Source organism: Faecalibacterium sp. I2-3-92, assembly GCF_023347315.1.
Taxonomy (GTDB): domain Bacteria; phylum Bacillota; class Clostridia; order Oscillospirales; family Ruminococcaceae; genus Faecalibacterium; species Faecalibacterium duncaniae.
The window spans coordinates 558,183-575,239 of the sequence record NZ_CP094470.1 but is presented as its reverse complement, the minus strand read 5'-3'; the positions used below and the strand labels follow the sequence as shown (position 1 = coordinate 575,239).

Sequence of the window (17,057 nt, the reverse complement as noted above, 5' to 3'; positions counted from 1 at the left end):
GGGTCACTTCAGCACCGCACCCAGGTTTGCACTGGTGACCATGCGGGCATAGCGGCTGAGCCAGCCGGTCTTGATGTTGGGCTCGGGCGCAACGTACTTTGCCTTGCGCTCGGCCAGCACCTCGTCGCTGACCTCCAGCGTGATCTTTGCGTTGGGGATATCAATACTGATGGTATCGCCCTCCTCGATCAGGCCGATGGGACCGCCGGAAGCAGCCTCGGGGCTGACGTGGCCGATGGCCGCGCCGCGGGATGCGCCGGAGAAGCGGCCGTCGGTGATGAGGGCCACGGTCTTATCCAGCTTCATACCGGCCAGAGCGGAGGTGGGGTTGAGCATCTCGCGCATACCGGGGCCGCCCTTGGGGCCCTCGTAGCGGATGACCACTACATCGCCCGGGACGATCTGGCCTGCGTAGATGGCTGCAATGGCGGTCTCCTCGCTGTTGAACACGCGGGCCGGGCCGGAGTGCTGCTGCATCTCGGGGGCCACAGCGCTGCGCTTGACCACGCAGCCGTCCGGAGCGATGTTGCCCCACAGGATCTGCAGGCCGCCGGTCTGGGAGTAGGGATTCTCGATGGGACGGATGGCCTTTTCATTCAGGATGTGGGCACCCTTGATGTTCTCGCCCAGGGTCTTGCCGGTCACGGTGGGCACATCCAGATCCAGCAGGCCCTTCTTGGCCAGCTCTGCCTGCACAGCGGGGATGCCGCCTGCGGCATAGAGGTCGGGCATGTGGGTGGGGCCTGCGGGGGCCAGATGGCAGAGGTTGGGGGTCCTGGCGCTGATCTCGTTGAAGAGCTTCAGGTCAATGGGCACACCTGCCTCGTAGGCAATGGCCAGCAGATGCAGGACAGTATTGGTGGAGCAGCCCAGCGCCATATCGCAGGTCAGTGCGTTGCGGATGGAGCGCTCGTTGATGATCTGGCGGGCGGTGATGCCCTTGTTGACCATGTCCATGATGGCCATACCAGCGTGCTTGGCCAGCTGCAGGCGCTTGGAGTAGACTGCCGGAATGGTGCCGTTGCCGGGCAGAGCAATGCCAATGGCCTCGCACAGGCAGTTCATGCTGTTGGCGGTGTACATGCCGGAACAGCTGCCGCAGCTGGGGCAGCAGTTGCAGGTGCAGTCCTCCAGCTGCTCGTCGGTGATCATACCGGCCTTGTAAGCGCCCACAGCCTCGAACATCTTGGAAAGGCTGACTTCCTCGCCGCCGTAGCTGCCGGCCAGCATGGGGCCGCCGGAGCAGACCACCGCGGGCACATCCATGCGGACCGCGGCCATGACCATGCCGGGCACGATTTTATCGCAGTTGGGCACCAGCACCAGACCGTCCAGCTGATGGGCCATCAGCATGGTCTCCACGCTGTCGCAGATCAGCTCGCGGGAGGCCAGGGAGTACTTCATGCCCACATGGCCCATGGCGATGCCATCGCAGACACCAATGGCAGGGATCAGGATGGGGGTGCCGCCCGCCATCTCCACGCCGGCCTTGACGGCATCGGCAATCTTATCCAGATTCATGTGGCCGGGCACGATCTCGCTGTAAGCGCTGACCACGCCGATCAGCGGGCGCTCCAGCTCCTCCGGGGTGTAACCCAGTGCATAGAATAAGCTTCGGTTGGGGGCCCGCTCCGAACCCTTGGTCACATTATCGCTTCTCATAGCATATCCTCTTTTCCTTGTAGCAAAAAGCTCCCTCCCAAAGGAGGGAGCCTTTCTTAGTTTTAAAAGCAGCTTTTGGCTGAACTCCTTCCGTCATCGCTTGCGCGATGCCACCTCCCTCACGGAGGGAGGCTTCACGCTGCGGTCAGACAAAAGGCTCCCTCTTTGAGGGGGCTGTCGCCGCAGGCGACTGGGGGAGTTAATTACTTCTTCAGCCAGCTCATCATGCTGCGCAGCTCTGCGCCCACCTTCTCGATGGGGTGCTCGGCCTGCATCCGGCGCTCAGCCAAGAAGTGCACCTTGCGGCCGCCCTTGGGGCTCATCTCGGTCAGGAACTCAGAAGCAAAGGTGCCGTCCTGGATCTCGGTCAGAACCTTCTTCATCTCCTTGCGGGTCTCCTCGGTGATCAGGCGCTTGCCTGTGCGGTAATCGCCGTACTCAGCGGTGTTGGAGATGGAGTAGCGCATCTTGGAGAAGCCGCCCTCGTTGATCAGGTCAACGATCAGCTTCATCTCGTGGCAAGTCTCAAAGTATGCCATCTCGGGCTCGTAGCCAGCCTCAACCAGCGTATCGAAGCCTGCGTGGATCAGCTCGCAGACACCGCCGCACAGAACTGCCTGCTCGCCGAACAGGTCGGTCTCGGTCTCCTCCTTGAAGGTGGTCTGCAGGATGCCTGCACGGCCAGCGCCGATGCCGGAAGCGTAAGCCAAAGCGATGTCCTTTGCCTTGCCGGTGTAATCCTGCTCCACGCAGATCAGAGAGGGGCAGCCCTCGCCCTCGGTGTACAGGCGGCGGACGATGTGGCCGGGGCCCTTGGGAGCGATCATGATCACGTCAACGTTCTTGGGCGCGGTGATGGTCTTGAAGTGGATGTTGAAGCCGTGTGCAAAGGCCAGAGCCTTGCCCTCGGTCATGTAAGGTGCGACCTGCGTGTTGTAGATGTCGGCGCACAGCTCATCGGGCACCAGCATCATCACAACATCGCCAGCCTTGGCAGCCTCTTCGACCTCCATGACCTTGAAGTTGTCGTGAGTGGCAGCGAACTCGGAGGCCTTTGCCCAGTGGGCAGAGCCCTTGCGCAGACCGACAACAACGTTCACGCCGCTCTCGGCCAGGTTCTCGGAATGGGCGTGGCCCTGGCTACCGAAGCCGATGACAGCAACGGTCTTGCCGTCCAGCACGCCGAGGTTGCAGTCGGAATCGTAGTATTTCTTGATCGCCATGGTAGTAGTCTCCTTTTACTCTTTCCTGTTTTATTTTTATATTTTGATTTGTAAATAAAACTGAGGGGTTATGCCTTACTGCGGGCAATGGGTCCCGGGCAGGGGCAGCTGGGCTGCCCGCACCTCCTGCGGGGGCTTCTGCATGTGCTGGTGCATCCCGCCGCGCTCCAGGGCGGTCACGCCGGTGCGGCACTGCTCAAGGATCTTGTAATCTGCCAGGATCTTGAGGAACGCGTCCACCTTTTCAGGGCGGCCGGTCAGCTCCAGCACCATGCTGTCGGGCGAAAGATCAATGATCTTTGCCTTGTAGATGCTGGCGATCTCCCGCAGCTCACTGCGGTTGTGGACATCGGCAGCCACCTTGAGCAGCAGCAGCTCCCGCTCCAGCGAATTCTCGTGATCCAGCACGAACACCTGCCGGGTCACTTCCAGCCGCTCGGTCTGGAGGATGAGCTGGCTCAGCGCCTTTTCATCGCTGGTGATGGTCACGGTGATGCGGCTGACCGCCGGGTCGTTGGTGGCGGACACCGTCAGGCTGTCGATGTTGAAGCCACGGCGGCAGAACAGGTTGGACACCCGGGCCAGAACACCGCTCTGGTTGTCCACCAGCAGACTGATGACTCTGCGTTTGGATTCCATGGGTCAGTCCTCCTTATTCCATGATAATATCATTGATGTCGCCGCCGCCGGGGATCATGGGCAGGACCTTTTCGTCCTTGTCGATGATGCACTCGATCCAGGTGGGGCCCTTCTGCTTGAGGGCATCGGCAAATGCGGCCTGGAACTCGGGGAGGTTGGTGCAGCGGTAGCCCTTCAGGCCAAAGCCCTCGGCCAGCTTGACAAAGTCGGTGCGGCGGTGGGGGTCGGTCTGGGAGTAGCGCTTTTCGTAGAAAGTGGTCTGCCACTGGCGCACCATGCCCAGCACAGAGTTGTTGAAGATGACCGTGATGATGGGCAGCTCATAGCTGACAGCGGTGCAGGCCTCGTTGAGGTTCATGTGGAAGGAACCGTCGCCCGTGAACATGACCACCCGCTGCTCCCGGCCCAGCGCCATCTGCGCGCCGATGGCCGCGCCATAGCCAAAGCCCATGGTGCCCAGGCCGCCGCTGGTGATAAAGCCGCGGCTCTTGGTGTGGCGGATGTACTGGGCCGCCCACATCTGGTGCTGGCCCACGTCGGTGACATACACGGCCTCAGGGCCGCACTGGCTGCACACCTCGCCGATGACCTGATGGGGCATCAGGCGGGTGGGGTCGGACACGGGGTGGTAATCCTGTGCCTGCCACTCGTGGATCATCTTCATCCAGTCGGGGTGCTTCTTCTCCTCAATAAGGGGGAGCATCCCGCTCAGGACATAGCAGACATCACCGGCAATGGCAAGATCCACATCCACATTCTTGCCCAGCTCACTGGGGTCGATATCGATCTGGATGATGGTGGCGTTCTTGGCAAAGGTCTTGGGGTTCAGGGCCACGCGGTCAGAAAAGCGGGTGCCCAGTGCGATCAGCACGTCACAGTCCGCGACCGCCCGGTTGGAGGTGTAGCAGCCGTGCATTCCGACCATGCCGATGTTCATCGGGTCACCGTAGGGCACAACGCCTGCGGCCATCAGGGTATAGGTGGCGGGGATCTCCGCCTTGTGGATCAGGTCACGCAGGGGCTGGCAGGAAGCCGCGCTCCGCACGCCGCCGCCAAAATAGACCAGCGGGCGCTTGGCCGCGTTGATGATATCGGCGGCCCACTTGACCTGCTGTTCGTCGTAGGTGGTCACGGTGCGGATCTGCTCCGGCTGCTTGGGAGTGAACTCACAGACAGCAGCGGTGACATCCTTGGGGATATCCACCAGCACCGGGCCCTTGCGGCCGCTCTGCGCAATGCGGAACGCCGCACGCATGGTATCGGCCAGCTCTTCTACCTTGCGCACCGTGAAGTTGTGCTTGGTGATGGGCATCGTGATGCCCTCGATGTACGCCTCCTGAAAGCTGTCCTTGCCCAGACCGGGGGTCGGCACATTGCCGGTAAAGGCGACCATGGGCACGGAGTCCATGTAGGCAGTGGCAATGCCGGTGACCAGATTGGTGGCACCCGGGCCGCTGGTGGCCAGCACCACACCGGTGCGGCCCGTTGCGCGGGCATAGCCATCGGCCGCATGAGAAGCGCCCTGCTCGTGGGCGGTCAGCACATGGTGGATGCGGTCAGAATTCTTATACAGCTCGTCGTACAGGTTCAGCACAGCACCGCCGGGGTAGCCGAAGATGGTGTCCACGCCCTGTTCGCAGAGGACTTCAACAAAAATTTGCGAACCATTTAACTGCATGGTAAGTTGCTCCTGTTCCTTTTCCTCTTACACTCTCAACAAAATTTCCCTCAGACACGTTACTTTTCGCATCTCGCATTCCGATTTGAACGTTGGGTCAATTATACTATAAATCGGGCCTTTGTCAATCGACGATTTGTAAAGTGAATCAGCCGAAAGATGAAGATAATTGAACACACCCTTGCTAAGCGCCTTTTCCAAGAGTATAATCAATTCTACACTGTTATAAAAATAAACAGCCTTCTGACCGACCTGCCAATGGCTCCCCCTTTGGGGGAGCTGGCGCGGCGCGCCTGAGAGGGCAAGGCCGTTAAAAAGAGAGGATTTTCCTATGCAACTTCGTGAATGGAACGCCCGGCTCCACGGGCTTGTTGTTTTCCGTGCCCTGCTGGGCGACCCCGTTGTGGCAAAGCTGGCAGCGCTGACCGACCGGCTGGAAGCGGCTGACGACAGCATCGCCCCCCTGTGCGATGCTGTGGCCGCCTTTGAAGCCGCCCTGTTTGCCCACACCACCAATCTGGGCGATTATCTTTCCAACGCCGTGCTGGAGACCGAGACCTTCTGTGTGCGGCAGGCCGCCGCGGGCCAGCTCTCCCCTGTGATGGAGGCCGCCCTGAACAGTGAGCTGAACTTTTTGCAGAAGCTCTGCGGCCTGACGCTGGACGCGCTGCTGGAAGCCGCCGACCGGCAGAACCGGGAGCTGGCGTTCCTGCCCCGTTGGGAGGCAAGGCAGCTCGACCTGACCGCCGCCTATAACCAGCGGATGCGGGAAGCCGGGAAGAAGGGCTACGGCATGTTTGCCAAGCACCATGTGTTCACAGTGGAGAACGGCCAGCTGGTGCCCGTGAAGTACCCCGACCCCCAGAAGCTCAGCGAGCTGCCGGGCTACGAGAAAGAGCGGGAAAAGGTCATTGCCAACACCCGCGCCCTGCTGGCCGGTTCCCCCGCCAACAATGTCCTGCTCTACGGCGATGCCGGCACCGGCAAATCCAGCACGGTCAAGGCCATTGCCAATGAGTATGCCGCCGACGGCCTGCGGCTGGTGGAGGTCAAGAAGAACCAGCTCTACCAGATCCCCGACCTGATGGATCAGCTGGCAGCCAACCCCCTCAAATTCATCCTCTTCATCGATGACCTGAGCTTCTCCTCCAACGACGACAACTTTGCCGCCCTGAAAGCCATCCTTGAGGGCAGCGTGGGCGGCCGGGCCCGGAACATTGCGGTGTATGCCACCTCCAACCGCCGCCACCTCATCAAGGAGACCCTGACCGACCGCACCGGCGACGACATCCACGAAGCCGACACCCGGCAGGAACTGATGAGCCTTTCCGCCCGGTTCGGCCTGACCGTCACCTTCCAGCGGCCCGAGAAAGCCCGCTTTGCCGCCATTCTGGAAGAGCTGGCAAAACAGCACCACATCCAGATGCCCATGGAAGAGCTGCTGGTCAAGGCCGAGGCCTTCGCCATCCGCGCTGGCGGCCGCAGCCCCCGCGTGGCCAAACAGTTCATCGAACAGTGCGAGAGCGGCGTGCAGAAATAATGTTTGTTTTTTCGTTTTTATGGATAAGAAAAAGCGCTGTGCAGTGAAATGACTGCACGGCGCTTTTTGCTGTTTTGAAAGAAAACTGCCGCCGCAGGCGGCGGATGAGGCAGTCAGAAAATCAAACGCGCTCGGCCACCAGCTGGAAGCCCTCTTTGGTGAGTTCCTGCCGGATCTGCTCGATCTGGGCATGGTCGCGGGTCTCCAGCACCAGCTTGAGGAAGCAGCTGGAGATGGGCATGTTGGGGTCAGAGCCGTCATGCAGGACGGAGACCACATTGCTGCCGCAGCGGGAAACGATGGCGGCCACCCGCTCCAGCTGGCCGGGCTTATCCTCCAGCGCGATGGTCAGGTTGGCCTTGCGGCCACTCATCACCAGACCACGGGTGATGACGCGGTTGAGGATGTTCACATCGATGTTGCCGCCGGAGATCAGGCAGACCACCTTTTTGCCCTCGATGGGCAGCTTGTGGAACAGCGCCGCTGCCACAGGCACCGCACCGGCCCCCTCGGCCACCAGCTTCTGGTTCTCCATCAGGGAGAGGATGGCGGCGGCGGTCTCGTCCTCGCTGACGGTCACGATGTCGTCCACATATTCCTCGCAGAGCTGATAGGTCAGCTCGCCGGGGGTCTTGACCTGAATGCCGTCCGCAAAGGTGGCCACATTTTTCAGGGTCTGATACTTGTGCTCATGCAGGCTGCGGTACATGCTGGGGGCACCCTCGGCCTGCACACCATAGACCTTGACCTCGGGGCGCAGGCTCTTGATGGCAAAGGCCACGCCGGAGATCAGGCCGCCGCCGCCCACGGGCACGATGACGGCATCCAGATCGGGCAGCTGGTCAAGGATCTCCAGACCAATGGTGCCCTGACCTGCGATGACCTGTTCGTCATCGTAGGGGTGGATGAAGGTCATGCCGGTCTCGGCCTGCAGCTCCACGGCCTTGTCGTGGGCATCATCATAGGTGCCGGGCACCAGACAGACCTCTGCGCCCAGGCTCTTGGTGTTTTCCACCTTCATAATGGGGGCACCGTCCGGCATACAGACGATGCTCCTGATGCCCCGGCGGGTGGCGGCCAGAGCCACGCCCTGTGCGTGGTTTCCGGCAGAGCAGGCGATCACGCCCTTTTCGCTCTCCTCTCTGGAGAGCTGGCTGATCTTATAATAGGCTCCCCGCACCTTGAAGCTGCCGGTCACCTGCAGGTTCTCGGTCTTGAGGTAGAGGCGGCAGTCCTTGGAGAGCTTGGGCGCTTCAATCAGGTCGGTCTTGCGGGCAACGTCCTTGAGCACAAAGGCGGCGTGGTAGATCTTATCCAAAGTCAGCATGACGATACTTCCTATCTTCTATCCTTGATTTTTGAATGTGAATATGCATCCCAGTATAAATTAGTAAAAGTATTTTGTCAAATGAACGTATTTCAACATTGTGTTTGCTGGGGTGACAGCCAATGGCTACGCCCGGGCAGGCGGCAGCCCTGCAGCCTGATGCACGCTCCGCCTGTGCCCATGCCGTGGGAGCGGTTTCCCCTGACCCAAAACGCCCCTCTCCGACATCTGTGAGACCGGAGAGGGGCGTTCTCGTTTTTAACCTTTCATCGGCACAAATCCGACCAGATCCTTCACGACCTCGCCGCCGATGATGAGCCCGGCCACCGAGGGTACAAAGGCGTTGGACCCGGGGACCGAGCGCCGGACGGTGCACTTGCGCTGGGTGCCCGGGGGGCAGATGCAGTGGTTCTTGCAGCTGATGGAATCATCCTCGATGGGGGTCATGGCAGGTTCCTTGGAGTAGACGACCTTCAGGTGCTTGATCCGCCGCTTGCGGCACTCGGTGCGCATCACCTTGGCCAGCGGGCAGACGGAGGTCTTGTAGATATCCGTCACCTCAAAGCGGGTGGGATCCATCTTGTTGCCTGCACCCATGGCGCAGATGATGGGGGTACCGGCCTCCTTGGCCTTGACCACCAGCGCGATCTTGCCGGTGACGGTGTCGATGGCATCCACCACATAGTCGTACTGGGTGAAATCGAACTGATCCTGCGTTTCCGGGGTGAAGAAGATCTTGTAGGTGGTGACCTTGATGTTGGGGTCGATCTCGTGGATACGCTGTTCGGCCACATCCACCTTGTACTGGCCCACGGTCTTGCGGGTGGCCACGATCTGGCGGTTCAGGTTGGTCAGGCAGACCTTGTCATCATCAATGAGGTCCAGCGCGCCCACACCGCTGCGTGCCAGCGCTTCCACCGTGTAGCCGCCCACGCCGCCAATGCCAAACACCGCCACACGGGAATTGTGCAGCTTTTCCATTGCTTCCTTGCCCAGCAGCAGCTGGGTGCGGGAATATTGATCCTGCATAGATACTTGCTCCTCCATCTTACACTACGCCTATTGTTTTATCAGTTCGACGCAGTTGCTTTTGTTTTACTTTATACTTTCCAACGACTGCCAAGGGCTCCCCTACTAGGGGAGCTGGCGCGAAGCGCCTGAGGGGTTTATTCCACCGCAACGATGGTGCCGCCCCCCAGCACAACATCCCCCTGATACAGCACCACGGCCTGACCGGGCGTAGGGGCACGCTGGGGCTGGTCAAATTCCAGCCGGAACTGCCCCTCTCCTGCCGGGTAGACGGTGGCCGCCTGCTCGGTCTGGTGATAGCGGGTGCGGGCCGTGACCCGCAAGGGCGCAGTCAGCTCCGGGATGGCGATCCAGTTCACCTCGTCGGCATAGACGATGCGGTCAAACAGGTTCTCCTCCGGGCCCACCGTGACGGTGTTGGCCTGCATATCCTTGGCGCAGACATACACCGGCGCACCCATGGCAAGGCCAAGGCCCTTGCGCTGGCCGATGGTATACCGCACCGCACCATTGTGAGTGCCCACCTTTTTGCCGTTCTCGTCCAGAAAATCGCCTGCCGGGTAATGCTTGCCGGTGAAGTCCTCCATGAAGCGGGCGTAATCGCCGTCCGGCACAAAGCAGATATCCTGGCTGTCGTGCTTGCGGGCGTTGATGAAATGCTGCTTTTCCGCAATTTCACGCACTTCGGCCTTGTGTAGCCCCCCCAGCGGCAGGTGCACATGGGCCAGCTGCTCCTGGGTCAGGTTATAGAGCACATAGCTCTGATCCTTACCCTCGTCCAGCCCCTTTTTCAGCAGCCAGCGGCCGGTGGCCTCGTCCTGCTCCACCCGGGCGTAATGGCCCGTGACCACATACTCCATGCCATGGCTCTCAGCCCAGCGGAGCAGGTGGTCGAACTTCATATACCGGTTGCAGTCGATGCAGGGGTTGGGCGTGCCGCCCATCTCGTATACCCGGATGAATTTTTCGATGATCTTCTCCCGGAAGTCGGCGGTGAAATCCAGCACCTCATAGGGGATATCCATCGCAAAGGCCACCTCGGCGGCATCCTCGATATCCTTTTCGGAGCAGCAGGTATGGAAACCGGACTGCCCCAGCGTCTCGTTTCGGGTGAGCCGCATGGTGATGCCGGTGCAGTCGTACCCTGCCTGCTGCATCAGCCATGCCGCCACCGAGCTGTCCACACCGCCGCTCATGGCGATGAGTGCCCCGGGGCGCTTCGTGTTCTGTGCTTCTGTCATATCGTCCCTCATTCAATAACACACTAAAACAGTAGTATAATACTACCGCAGCTTCTTTCTTTTGTCAAGACGCAGAAAATTGGGCCGCCGCAGCCAGCAGCGCGTCTTTTTCGTTGGGTGTCTGCCCGGTGATGACGGCCTCCAACAGGGCGTTCAGCACCTGCCGCAGACCGGGGCCGGGTCTGACCCCCGCCGCCATCAGATCACGGCCATTCACGGCCAGCTGGCTCACCCGGCAGCAGGCATTTTCTGCTGTCAGCTGCTCTGCCTCGGCCTGCAGGGCAGCAAAGGCCTCGGCCTGTTCCGGATGCCGGGCACTGCAAAGGGCGGTCAGGCGTTTTATGGTCGGCAATTCATAGCGGCCTAAAAGACGTTTGGCTGTAAGTGTCTGGTCGGACACGAGTTCGGGTTGCGGCTCCCAGCATCCGCTGCGCATTGCTTGCGTATCGCTGGCCGCGGCCCCAACAGCAACTTCCTGCATCCGCCACTGGCGGCGGTCGTTGCTGTTGCAGGCCATTCCATCGCCCGCCCTACTGCCTGCGGCAGCAGGGTCCCACCCCAGCGGACGGTCCTCAGAGGAACTCCCGGCCCACCTGTCTCGGCTCCGGGGCAGGAGAAAGCTCCCGGCACCCCCTCCAGCTTCCCTTTCCAACGCTGTCACCTCATCTGTGAGCGCGTTGGAGCATTTCAGTTTGCGCAGAGCTTTGCGGGCACCGGCTTCTCCCAGCGGGCAGAGAAGGGCCGCCAGCCGGGTGGGCACGTTCTCCGCTGTTGGTTCGATCCGGTCGATGGTACGGCAGAGTTCCGCAAACCGTTCCGGCTGTTTTTCCGGTTCCAGCTCCGGCAGGACAACGGCCAGAACGGCGGGTTCCAGATAGCTTCCGGGCCGGGGTGCCGCCAGCAGCTTGAGCAGTTCTTCCTGGATGCGCTCCGCCGAAACGCAGTCCAGATGCGGCCCCAGCGCCCGGGCAGCAGCACCGGTGGCGGGGTCGATGGCAAAGCCGAACCGGGCTGCGAACCGGTAGAGCCGCAGGATGCGCAGCGCGTCCTCCTCAAAGCGGCGTTCCGGCTCCCCCACCGCCCGCACGAGATGGGCGGCAAGGTCGTCCCGCCCGCCAAAGGGGTCGATGAGCCCTTCCTCGGCGCTGTATGCCATGGCGTTGATGGTGAAATCCCGCCGGGCAAGATCCTCCCGCACATCCGGCACAAAGCAGACGGCATCCGGGTGGCGGCCATCGGAATAGGCCCCCTCGGTGCGGAAGGTCGTTGTCTCATAGAGCCTGCCGCCCTGCTTCACCGTCACGGTGCCGTGCTGCAGGCCGGTGGGGATGCACTTTTCCTCCCCAAACAGCGCCATCACCTGCTCCGGGCGGGCGCTGGTGCAGAGGTCCCAATCGTGGGGGTCCAGCCCCAGCAGGCTGTCCCGGACACAGCCGCCCACAGCGTAGGCCGCATGGCCCGCCCCATGGAGCGCATCCAGCAGCAGGGCTGCACCCGGGTCAAGTTTGATCGTTGTCATGTTGCTTCCTCGTCATATTGCAGGATGATCTGTTTGCCGTCAAAGCCGCACTCCGCCGCCGGGAATACCGCCTGCGCATTGGGCAGGGCGGCTTCCGGTTCAAGGATCATGGGCGAATAATGCATCAGCCAGAACCGGCGCACGTCAGCCTTTTTTGCAATGGCCGCGCCCTGCGCAAAAGTGCTGTGCCCCCACTGCTTTGCCTGCGCCTCCTGCTCGTTGTCGGGGTAGGTGGCATCGCAGAGGAAAAGGTCGGCATTCTGCGCGGCCTGTTCCAGTGCCGGGCAGGGAGCGGTATCACCCGAGAACACGAACCGCAGACCCCGGCGTGCCGGGCCCAGCACATCCGCGGGAGCGACCACCGCCCCGCTTTCCAGCGGGATGCTCTGGCCCCGCTGGAGCAGTTTCCATGCAGGCACCGGAACGTTCAGTGCCCGGGCCTTTGCAGGGTCAAAGCGGCCCGCCCGGGGCAGGTCGAGCCGGTAGCCCCGGCTGGGCACCCGGTGCCGGGTGCGGAAAGGCGTAAGCTGCGCCCCCGCAGGCCAGCCGGAGGAAAGGGTGGTCAGGTCGATGGGATCTGTGTCCAGCTGCACAGCCCTGACCGGATACGGCAGCGGCCCGGCCAGGGTGCGCAGGGCGGGCCAGACCTCCCCCAATCCCTCCGGGCCGTAAAGGGTCAGCGGGCGCTCCCGGCCCTGACAGCCCAGTGTCTGCAGCAGGCCCGGCAGGCCGAAGATATGGTCACCGTGATAGTGGGTCAGGCAAATGGCATCCAGCTTCATCAGGTTGACCCCGGCGCGGCGGGCCGCCGCCTGCGTGCCCTCGCCGCAGTCAAACAGCAGGGCATGGCCCCCGCATTCGGCCAGCGCGGCGGTCAGGGCACGGTCCGGCAGGGGCATGGTGGCCGCCGTGCCCAGCAGTGTAATGGTCAGCATAACAGTTCCTCCGTGATTTGTCGGTAACAGTGTACCACATTTTGCGCCCGCACACAATCGGCACAGCCCGGCATAGGATGGTGCAGAGCTCTGATACAAAGGGAGGTTTGACCATGCAGCGCAAAAAAGTTCCCGCCGGGCACCACCGCTTCGGGCTGGCCCGGCTTGTTCTGGTCCTGGCACTGCTGTTTCTCGTCGTGGCGCTCACCGCCGGGCTGGCGGGCTGCCTGTTCCAGCCCGTACTGGCCGCCCGGGGCACGCTGCTGTTTCTGCCGGGGGCGTAAATTATTTTGTGAAAATTGAAATCCCTCTTGACTTCAGGACAATGACGTGATAAAATCCAGCCAAACCAGTGAGAGGGCATCCTGCCCGCCCCCGAGAGCAGCCACGCCATCCGTGCCGCCATCGACGAGGCCCTCAAGTGCAAGGAGACCGGAGAGGAAAAGACCATCGTCTTTGGCCTGACCGGCACCGGCTACTTTGACATGGTGGCCTATGAGAAGTTCCATGATGGCCAGATGAGCGACTACATCCCCACCGATGCCGACCTGCAAAAGGGCTTTGACGGCATTCCCCGGTTCCCCGGCAACGAGATCTGAGCCGATACTATAATTATACTATATAATAAAGGAGAAGTGCGCTCCCGATCCCGGGAACACGCTTCTCCTTTTCTGCGCACCATCCTCTGCAAACAGAAAACCGCCAGCGTATCTCTACACTGACGGTCTTTTTATGGGCGCGGGTGGATTACGCAAGCCGCGCATCTAAAAAAGCCCCGCAGGGGCTTTTTTCCCCGCCGGACTGTTCGGCGGGTCGATGCTGTTCGAATCCACCCGCCTAGCCTCCGGGAAGGTTATTACAAAACAGAAACTCCAGTACCCGGTTCGGATACTGGAGTTCTTGGTGGGCGCGGGTGGATTCGAACCACCGAAGCTGAAAAGCAGCAGATTTACAGTCTGTCCCCATTGGCCACTCGGGAACACGCCCAGATTCTGTTCACGTCCGTTGCCGGACGACTTGTTTATTTTATCAGACTGCGGGCGATTTGTCAACTACTTTTTTCGGATTTTTGCAGCTTTTCTGCAGAAGCTGTCGGCAGGGTCAGTTTTGGGTCAGATGTTTCCGGCGCTCGTAATCCCGCAAGGCGGCAATGGCTTCGCCGGACATGGGGTATAGGGCAATGAGATTGAATATGGTCATCAGGCCGATGCCCACGTCGCCCAGGTCCCACACCACGGTATAGGCTTCCAGACCGCCCACCATCAGCATGACAAGGGCCAGCACTTTATAGGCTGTCTGCCAGCCCCAGCGGTCGCCAAAGAGGTACGCCACATTGGAGCGGGCATAGAACAGGATGCCGATGAAGGTGGAGAAGCTGAACAGCGCCAGCGTGACGGCAATGAACACCACGCCAAAGCTGCCCAGATGGTACTGCGCCGCTGCCTGCAGCAGGTCCATGCCGGTCAGCCCAGTGGTGACATTTGCGGGAGCCAGCAGCATCATAAAGGCAGTGCAGCTGCAGATGACCACCGTGTCGATCAGGACACCCAGTGCCTGCACAAAGCCCATCTTCACAGGATCATCGCAGAAGGCAGCCGCTGCCGCACAGGGGGCCGAACCGCTGCCTGCCTCATTGGAGAACAGGCCGCGCTTGACACCGTTCACCAGCACCGCGCCAAAGCCGCCCGCGGCCACCTGCCGCAGGCCGAAGGCTTCCGAGAAGATGCGGCCCAGCACAGCGGGCAGCTGGCGGAAATTTACCGCAATGATGATGACCGTCATCACGAAATAGCAGACCGCCATGATCGGCACGATAACATCCAGGCTTTTCACGGTGGCATCCTTGCGCAGGACAATGACCGCCGAGAGCACCACCAGCACCACCGTGGTCACGATGGGCGGGATGGAGAACGCATTGGCAAAGGCAGAGCTGACCGAGTTGCTGATGACCTGGCTGATGCCGCACCAGCAGATGAGGCCCGAAATGGCAAACAACACCGCGATGATAGAATGACGCAGCTTTTTGCCCCGCCTGCGCTCGGCCAGCACATGGATGTAGTAAGCTGGGCCGCCGCGCTGACCGCCATAGAGCGGGTCGGGCTGCCGGTACTTCTGGGCCAGTGTGGATTCCACAAAGGAGGTGGAGGCCCCCAGCAGGGCCGTGACCCACATCCAGAACACCGCACCGGCACCACCGGCAGACACTGCCGCCACCACGCCCACCAGATTGCCCATGCCTACCCGGGTGGCCGTGGAGACGATGAGCGTCTGAAAAGAGGAAAGGCTGTCCCTGCTCTGGTTCTTTTCGCAGACAGCGGCGATCATATCCCGGAACAGCCGCACGGGCAGCAGCCGGGTGCGCAGGGTGAAGAACACGCCCGCCGTGAGCAGCAGCACCGCCATCAGCGAAATGCCGATGCCGCCACCCACCGGCAGGGTGAACAAATCACCCCAGAGCAGGTTGTATACCGTTTCGATCAAATGGGACATTCTGAGGAGCCTCCTGTTGTGTGATTACTTTATTATAATACAGCACTTCAGGTTTGTAAATCAGAAAATCCCAGCGCAACAAAAAATCCGAACCCTTCTCTTTCGAGAAAAGGTTCGGATCTTTCTTGTTTGGTGCGGATAAGAGGACTTGAACCTCCACCGAGTTGCCCCGATTAGAACCTGAATCTAACGCGTCTGCCAATTCCGCCATATCCGCATATTCTGTTTTGTTCGTGGGCCGTTTGGCTCGGAACGTTAGTTATTATACCACAGCCACAAGAAAAGTCAAGCACTATTTTCAAAATTGTTCGACAAAAAAATGCTCTAAATTTCGGGCACTCCGTACAGGGGCATTTGGGCCGGAATATGGTACAATAAAAGCTGACCGTCCGGCCTGTATGCCGCCGGGCGAGTAATGACGGAATGAGGGAAACCGAATGTTCAATGTTCTGATCTTCATCATCGGCGCGGGCATCATGTTCTACATGTGCCTGCGCAGTGTGCTGCAGCGCCGCCGCTTACAGCAGAAGGGCCAGCGTGTGGAGGCCCGGGTGGCCGGCACCGTTCAGAGCCGGGACGGCACGGCTTATCTGCTTGAGTTCGAGACCGAGGGCGGCAGCCACCGCCTGCACTACCCCAAAGCCGCCAAAGGCAAGGGCTTTGCCAGCGGGGAAACAGTCACGCTGTACTACGACCCCGAAGATCCCGAAAAGATGTATGTGGAGGGCGACCGCTCCGTTCTGGGGGCCGAGATCCTCTATTTCTGTCTGGCCGTTGTGCTGCTGGCACTGATGGTCAGCTTTAGCCGCTGAAAGGAGGTCACCGCAATGGTATTGGAACATATCGGAATGCCCCAGCCCGGGGACTGCCGGGTGGTATTCTCCGCCAGCGCCGAAGAGCTGGAAGCGGCCATTCAGGCCGAGCAGGCCACAGAGAACCCGCCGCAGACGGAAGAGGACCTGCTGACTGCCGCCGTGAACCGGGCTATCCTGACCGGTTTTTCCACTTTATATCAGGAGCTTGTGGAAAAAGAGCATCTGGTGCCCGTGACCGATCCAGATTTTGAGCTGCTGGCCGTCAACCGGGCCGAGGGCTTCCGGGCGGGAGCAGAGTTCTACTGCCTGCCGCCGCTGAAGCTGGAACGTTACACCGGCTTCACCCAGCCCATCCAGCCCCGGCCCATCCGTCAGGTGAGCATTGAACTGGAAGTAAACACCCGGCACGGCGATGAAGACCGCGCCGCCGATGCCGCAGGCAAAGCCGCCCTGCGCCAGCAGGTTGCACGGGAGCTCTATGCCCAGCGCTGTGCGCAGGCCAAGGCACTGGCCCGCCGGGAGCTTATCTTCCAGCTGGGCGGCTGTGTCAAGGGCACCCTGCCCAAGGACCTGGTCTCCGGCAACTATTTTGCCGAACAGCGGAACTTCAACCTGCGGCTGCAGGCCAACAATGTCAACTTTGACCAGTACCTCAAGGTGCGGGGCCAGACCGTGGAGCAGTTCCGCACTGAGCTCCACGCACAGGCAGAGCAGAAGCTGCGGGGCAGTCTGGGCCTTCTGATGGTGGCCGAGCGGGAACACCTCTGGCCCACCGATGCCGAGGTGGAGGCCGCACTGGCACACTGGAAGGGTGAGCGCACCTTCCCTGCCAACGATTTCCGCAAGGTGCGGCAGGGCATCGCCAGCCAGCGGGCGGCAGAGTTCGTGGAAGCCCACTCCACCCTGCTTCCCCCGCCGGAGGAACCGGTGCTGGAAACCATCGCATAAAAAATGGGAGA

At 61.0% G+C, this 17,057-nt stretch carries 14 protein-coding genes, 2 tRNA genes and 1 pseudogene; 5 read left to right on the top strand and 12 right to left on the bottom strand.

Annotated features, from left to right (window positions below):
• Positions 1–3: 3 nt before the first annotated feature.
• The 4 genes from ilvD to ilvB all read right to left on the bottom strand — a co-directional run bounded on the left by ilvD (position 4) and on the right by ilvB (position 5,202).
• Positions 4–1,662: a dihydroxy-acid dehydratase gene (gene ilvD, locus MTP42_RS02665; RefSeq protein ID WP_005929346.1), complete on the bottom strand. Its 1,659-nt coding sequence runs from the start codon at positions 1,660–1,662 to the stop codon at positions 4–6.
• A gap of 203 nt (positions 1,663–1,865) precedes the next feature.
• Complete coding sequence (gene ilvC, locus MTP42_RS02660) at positions 1,866–2,885, bottom strand: ketol-acid reductoisomerase (RefSeq protein ID WP_005929348.1); 1,020 nt, start codon at positions 2,883–2,885, stop codon at positions 1,866–1,868.
• A 75-nt stretch (positions 2,886–2,960) separates the two neighbouring features.
• Positions 2,961–3,524 (bottom strand): acetolactate synthase small subunit, encoded by a 564-nt coding sequence (gene ilvN, locus MTP42_RS02655; RefSeq protein ID WP_097772776.1) that lies wholly within the window; start codon positions 3,522–3,524, stop codon positions 2,961–2,963.
• A gap of 13 nt (positions 3,525–3,537) precedes the next feature.
• On the bottom strand, positions 3,538–5,202 hold the full coding sequence (ilvB, locus tag MTP42_RS02650; RefSeq protein ID WP_098923285.1) for a biosynthetic-type acetolactate synthase large subunit: 1,665 nt from the start codon (positions 5,200–5,202) through the stop codon (positions 3,538–3,540).
• Positions 5,203–5,533: 331 nt separating this feature from the next.
• On the opposite strand from ilvB, the gene MTP42_RS02645 reads away from it, so the two are divergent.
• Complete coding sequence (locus MTP42_RS02645; RefSeq protein ID WP_097772778.1) at positions 5,534–6,742, top strand: ATP-binding protein; 1,209 nt, start codon at positions 5,534–5,536, stop codon at positions 6,740–6,742.
• A 121-nt stretch (positions 6,743–6,863) separates the two neighbouring features.
• Here MTP42_RS02645 and ilvA read toward each other — a convergent pair whose 3' ends face one another.
• The 5 genes from ilvA to MTP42_RS02620 all read right to left on the bottom strand — a co-directional run bounded on the left by ilvA (position 6,864) and on the right by MTP42_RS02620 (position 12,793).
• Entirely contained in the window at positions 6,864–8,069 is a 1,206-nt protein-coding gene (gene ilvA, locus MTP42_RS02640) for a threonine ammonia-lyase (protein WP_156074647.1), read from the bottom strand.
• Positions 8,070–8,327: 258 nt separating this feature from the next.
• On the bottom strand, positions 8,328–9,098 hold the full coding sequence (locus MTP42_RS02635; protein ID WP_156069403.1) for a tRNA threonylcarbamoyladenosine dehydratase: 771 nt from the start codon (positions 9,096–9,098) through the stop codon (positions 8,328–8,330).
• Positions 9,099–9,235: 137 nt separating this feature from the next.
• Positions 9,236–10,339 (bottom strand): tRNA 2-thiouridine(34) synthase MnmA, encoded by a 1,104-nt coding sequence (gene mnmA, locus MTP42_RS02630; protein ID WP_249257909.1) that lies wholly within the window; start codon positions 10,337–10,339, stop codon positions 9,236–9,238.
• 64 nt (positions 10,340–10,403) lie between these two features.
• Entirely contained in the window at positions 10,404–11,858 is a 1,455-nt protein-coding gene (locus tag MTP42_RS02625) for a CCA tRNA nucleotidyltransferase (RefSeq protein ID WP_249257908.1), read from the bottom strand.
• Positions 11,855–12,793 carry a ribonuclease Z gene (locus MTP42_RS02620; RefSeq protein WP_249257907.1) on the bottom strand — a complete coding sequence of 313 codons (939 nt, stop codon included), beginning with the start codon at positions 12,791–12,793 and terminating at the stop codon, positions 11,855–11,857. The genes MTP42_RS02625 and MTP42_RS02620 overlap by 4 nt, the downstream gene beginning before the upstream one ends.
• A 113-nt stretch (positions 12,794–12,906) precedes the next feature.
• On the opposite strand from MTP42_RS02620, the gene MTP42_RS02615 reads away from it, so the two are divergent.
• Positions 12,907–13,077, top strand: a complete 171-nt coding sequence (locus MTP42_RS02615; protein ID WP_154277582.1) for a hypothetical protein — start codon at positions 12,907–12,909, stop codon at positions 13,075–13,077.
• Positions 13,078–13,149: 72 nt separating this feature from the next.
• Positions 13,150–13,392: pseudogene (locus MTP42_RS02610) on the top strand (TrpB-like pyridoxal phosphate-dependent enzyme); the annotation flags it as partial.
• 302 nt (positions 13,393–13,694) lie between these two features.
• On the opposite strand, the gene MTP42_RS02605 reads toward MTP42_RS02610, so the two are convergent.
• From MTP42_RS02605 to MTP42_RS02595, 3 genes are all read right to left on the bottom strand, one after another.
• A tRNA-Tyr gene (locus MTP42_RS02605) sits at positions 13,695–13,780 on the bottom strand.
• A 114-nt stretch (positions 13,781–13,894) separates the two neighbouring features.
• Positions 13,895–15,283: an alanine/glycine:cation symporter family protein gene (locus tag MTP42_RS02600; RefSeq protein ID WP_249257906.1), complete on the bottom strand. Its 1,389-nt coding sequence runs from the start codon at positions 15,281–15,283 to the stop codon at positions 13,895–13,897.
• Between the two features lie 130 nt (positions 15,284–15,413).
• Positions 15,414–15,500, bottom strand: a tRNA-Leu gene (locus tag MTP42_RS02595).
• 220 nt (positions 15,501–15,720) lie between these two features.
• Between MTP42_RS02595 and MTP42_RS02590 the strand changes: the two genes are divergently transcribed.
• Positions 15,721–16,095 carry a DUF3592 domain-containing protein gene (locus MTP42_RS02590; RefSeq protein ID WP_249257905.1) on the top strand — a complete coding sequence of 125 codons (375 nt, stop codon included), beginning with the start codon at positions 15,721–15,723 and terminating at the stop codon, positions 16,093–16,095.
• A 15-nt stretch (positions 16,096–16,110) separates the two neighbouring features.
• Positions 16,111–17,046: an FKBP-type peptidylprolyl isomerase gene (locus MTP42_RS02585; RefSeq protein WP_249257904.1), complete on the top strand. Its 936-nt coding sequence runs from the start codon at positions 16,111–16,113 to the stop codon at positions 17,044–17,046.
• The last annotated feature ends 11 nt before the right edge of the window (positions 17,047–17,057 follow it).

What these genes read in the sequence shown, in the direction of transcription:
- MTP42_RS02585 (WP_249257904.1), top strand. Translation starts at nt 16,111, where the DNA reads ATGGTATTGGAACATATCGGAATGCCCCAGCCCGGGGACTGCCGGGTG.
- MTP42_RS02615 (WP_154277582.1), top strand. Translation starts at nt 12,907, where the DNA reads ATGCAGCGCAAAAAAGTTCCCGCCGGGCACCACCGCTTCGGGCTGGCC.
- MTP42_RS02590 (WP_249257905.1), top strand. Translation starts at nt 15,721, where the DNA reads ATGTTCAATGTTCTGATCTTCATCATCGGCGCGGGCATCATGTTCTAC.
- MTP42_RS02625 (WP_249257908.1), bottom strand. Translation starts at nt 11,858, where the DNA reads ATGACAACGATCAAACTTGACCCGGGTGCAGCCCTGCTGCTGGATGCG.
- ilvD (WP_005929346.1), bottom strand. Translation starts at nt 1,662, where the DNA reads ATGAGAAGCGATAATGTGACCAAGGGTTCGGAGCGGGCCCCCAACCGA.
- MTP42_RS02645 (WP_097772778.1), top strand. Translation starts at nt 5,534, where the DNA reads ATGCAACTTCGTGAATGGAACGCCCGGCTCCACGGGCTTGTTGTTTTC.
- ilvN (WP_097772776.1), bottom strand. Translation starts at nt 3,524, where the DNA reads ATGGAATCCAAACGCAGAGTCATCAGTCTGCTGGTGGACAACCAGAGC.
- MTP42_RS02635 (WP_156069403.1), bottom strand. Translation starts at nt 9,098, where the DNA reads ATGCAGGATCAATATTCCCGCACCCAGCTGCTGCTGGGCAAGGAAGCA.
- ilvA (WP_156074647.1), bottom strand. Translation starts at nt 8,069, where the DNA reads ATGCTGACTTTGGATAAGATCTACCACGCCGCCTTTGTGCTCAAGGAC.
- ilvB (WP_098923285.1), bottom strand. Translation starts at nt 5,202, where the DNA reads ATGCAGTTAAATGGTTCGCAAATTTTTGTTGAAGTCCTCTGCGAACAG.
- MTP42_RS02620 (WP_249257907.1), bottom strand. Translation starts at nt 12,793, where the DNA reads ATGCTGACCATTACACTGCTGGGCACGGCGGCCACCATGCCCCTGCCG.
- ilvC (WP_005929348.1), bottom strand. Translation starts at nt 2,885, where the DNA reads ATGGCGATCAAGAAATACTACGATTCCGACTGCAACCTCGGCGTGCTG.
- MTP42_RS02600 (WP_249257906.1), bottom strand. Translation starts at nt 15,283, where the DNA reads ATGTCCCATTTGATCGAAACGGTATACAACCTGCTCTGGGGTGATTTG.
- mnmA (WP_249257909.1), bottom strand. Translation starts at nt 10,339, where the DNA reads ATGACAGAAGCACAGAACACGAAGCGCCCCGGGGCACTCATCGCCATG.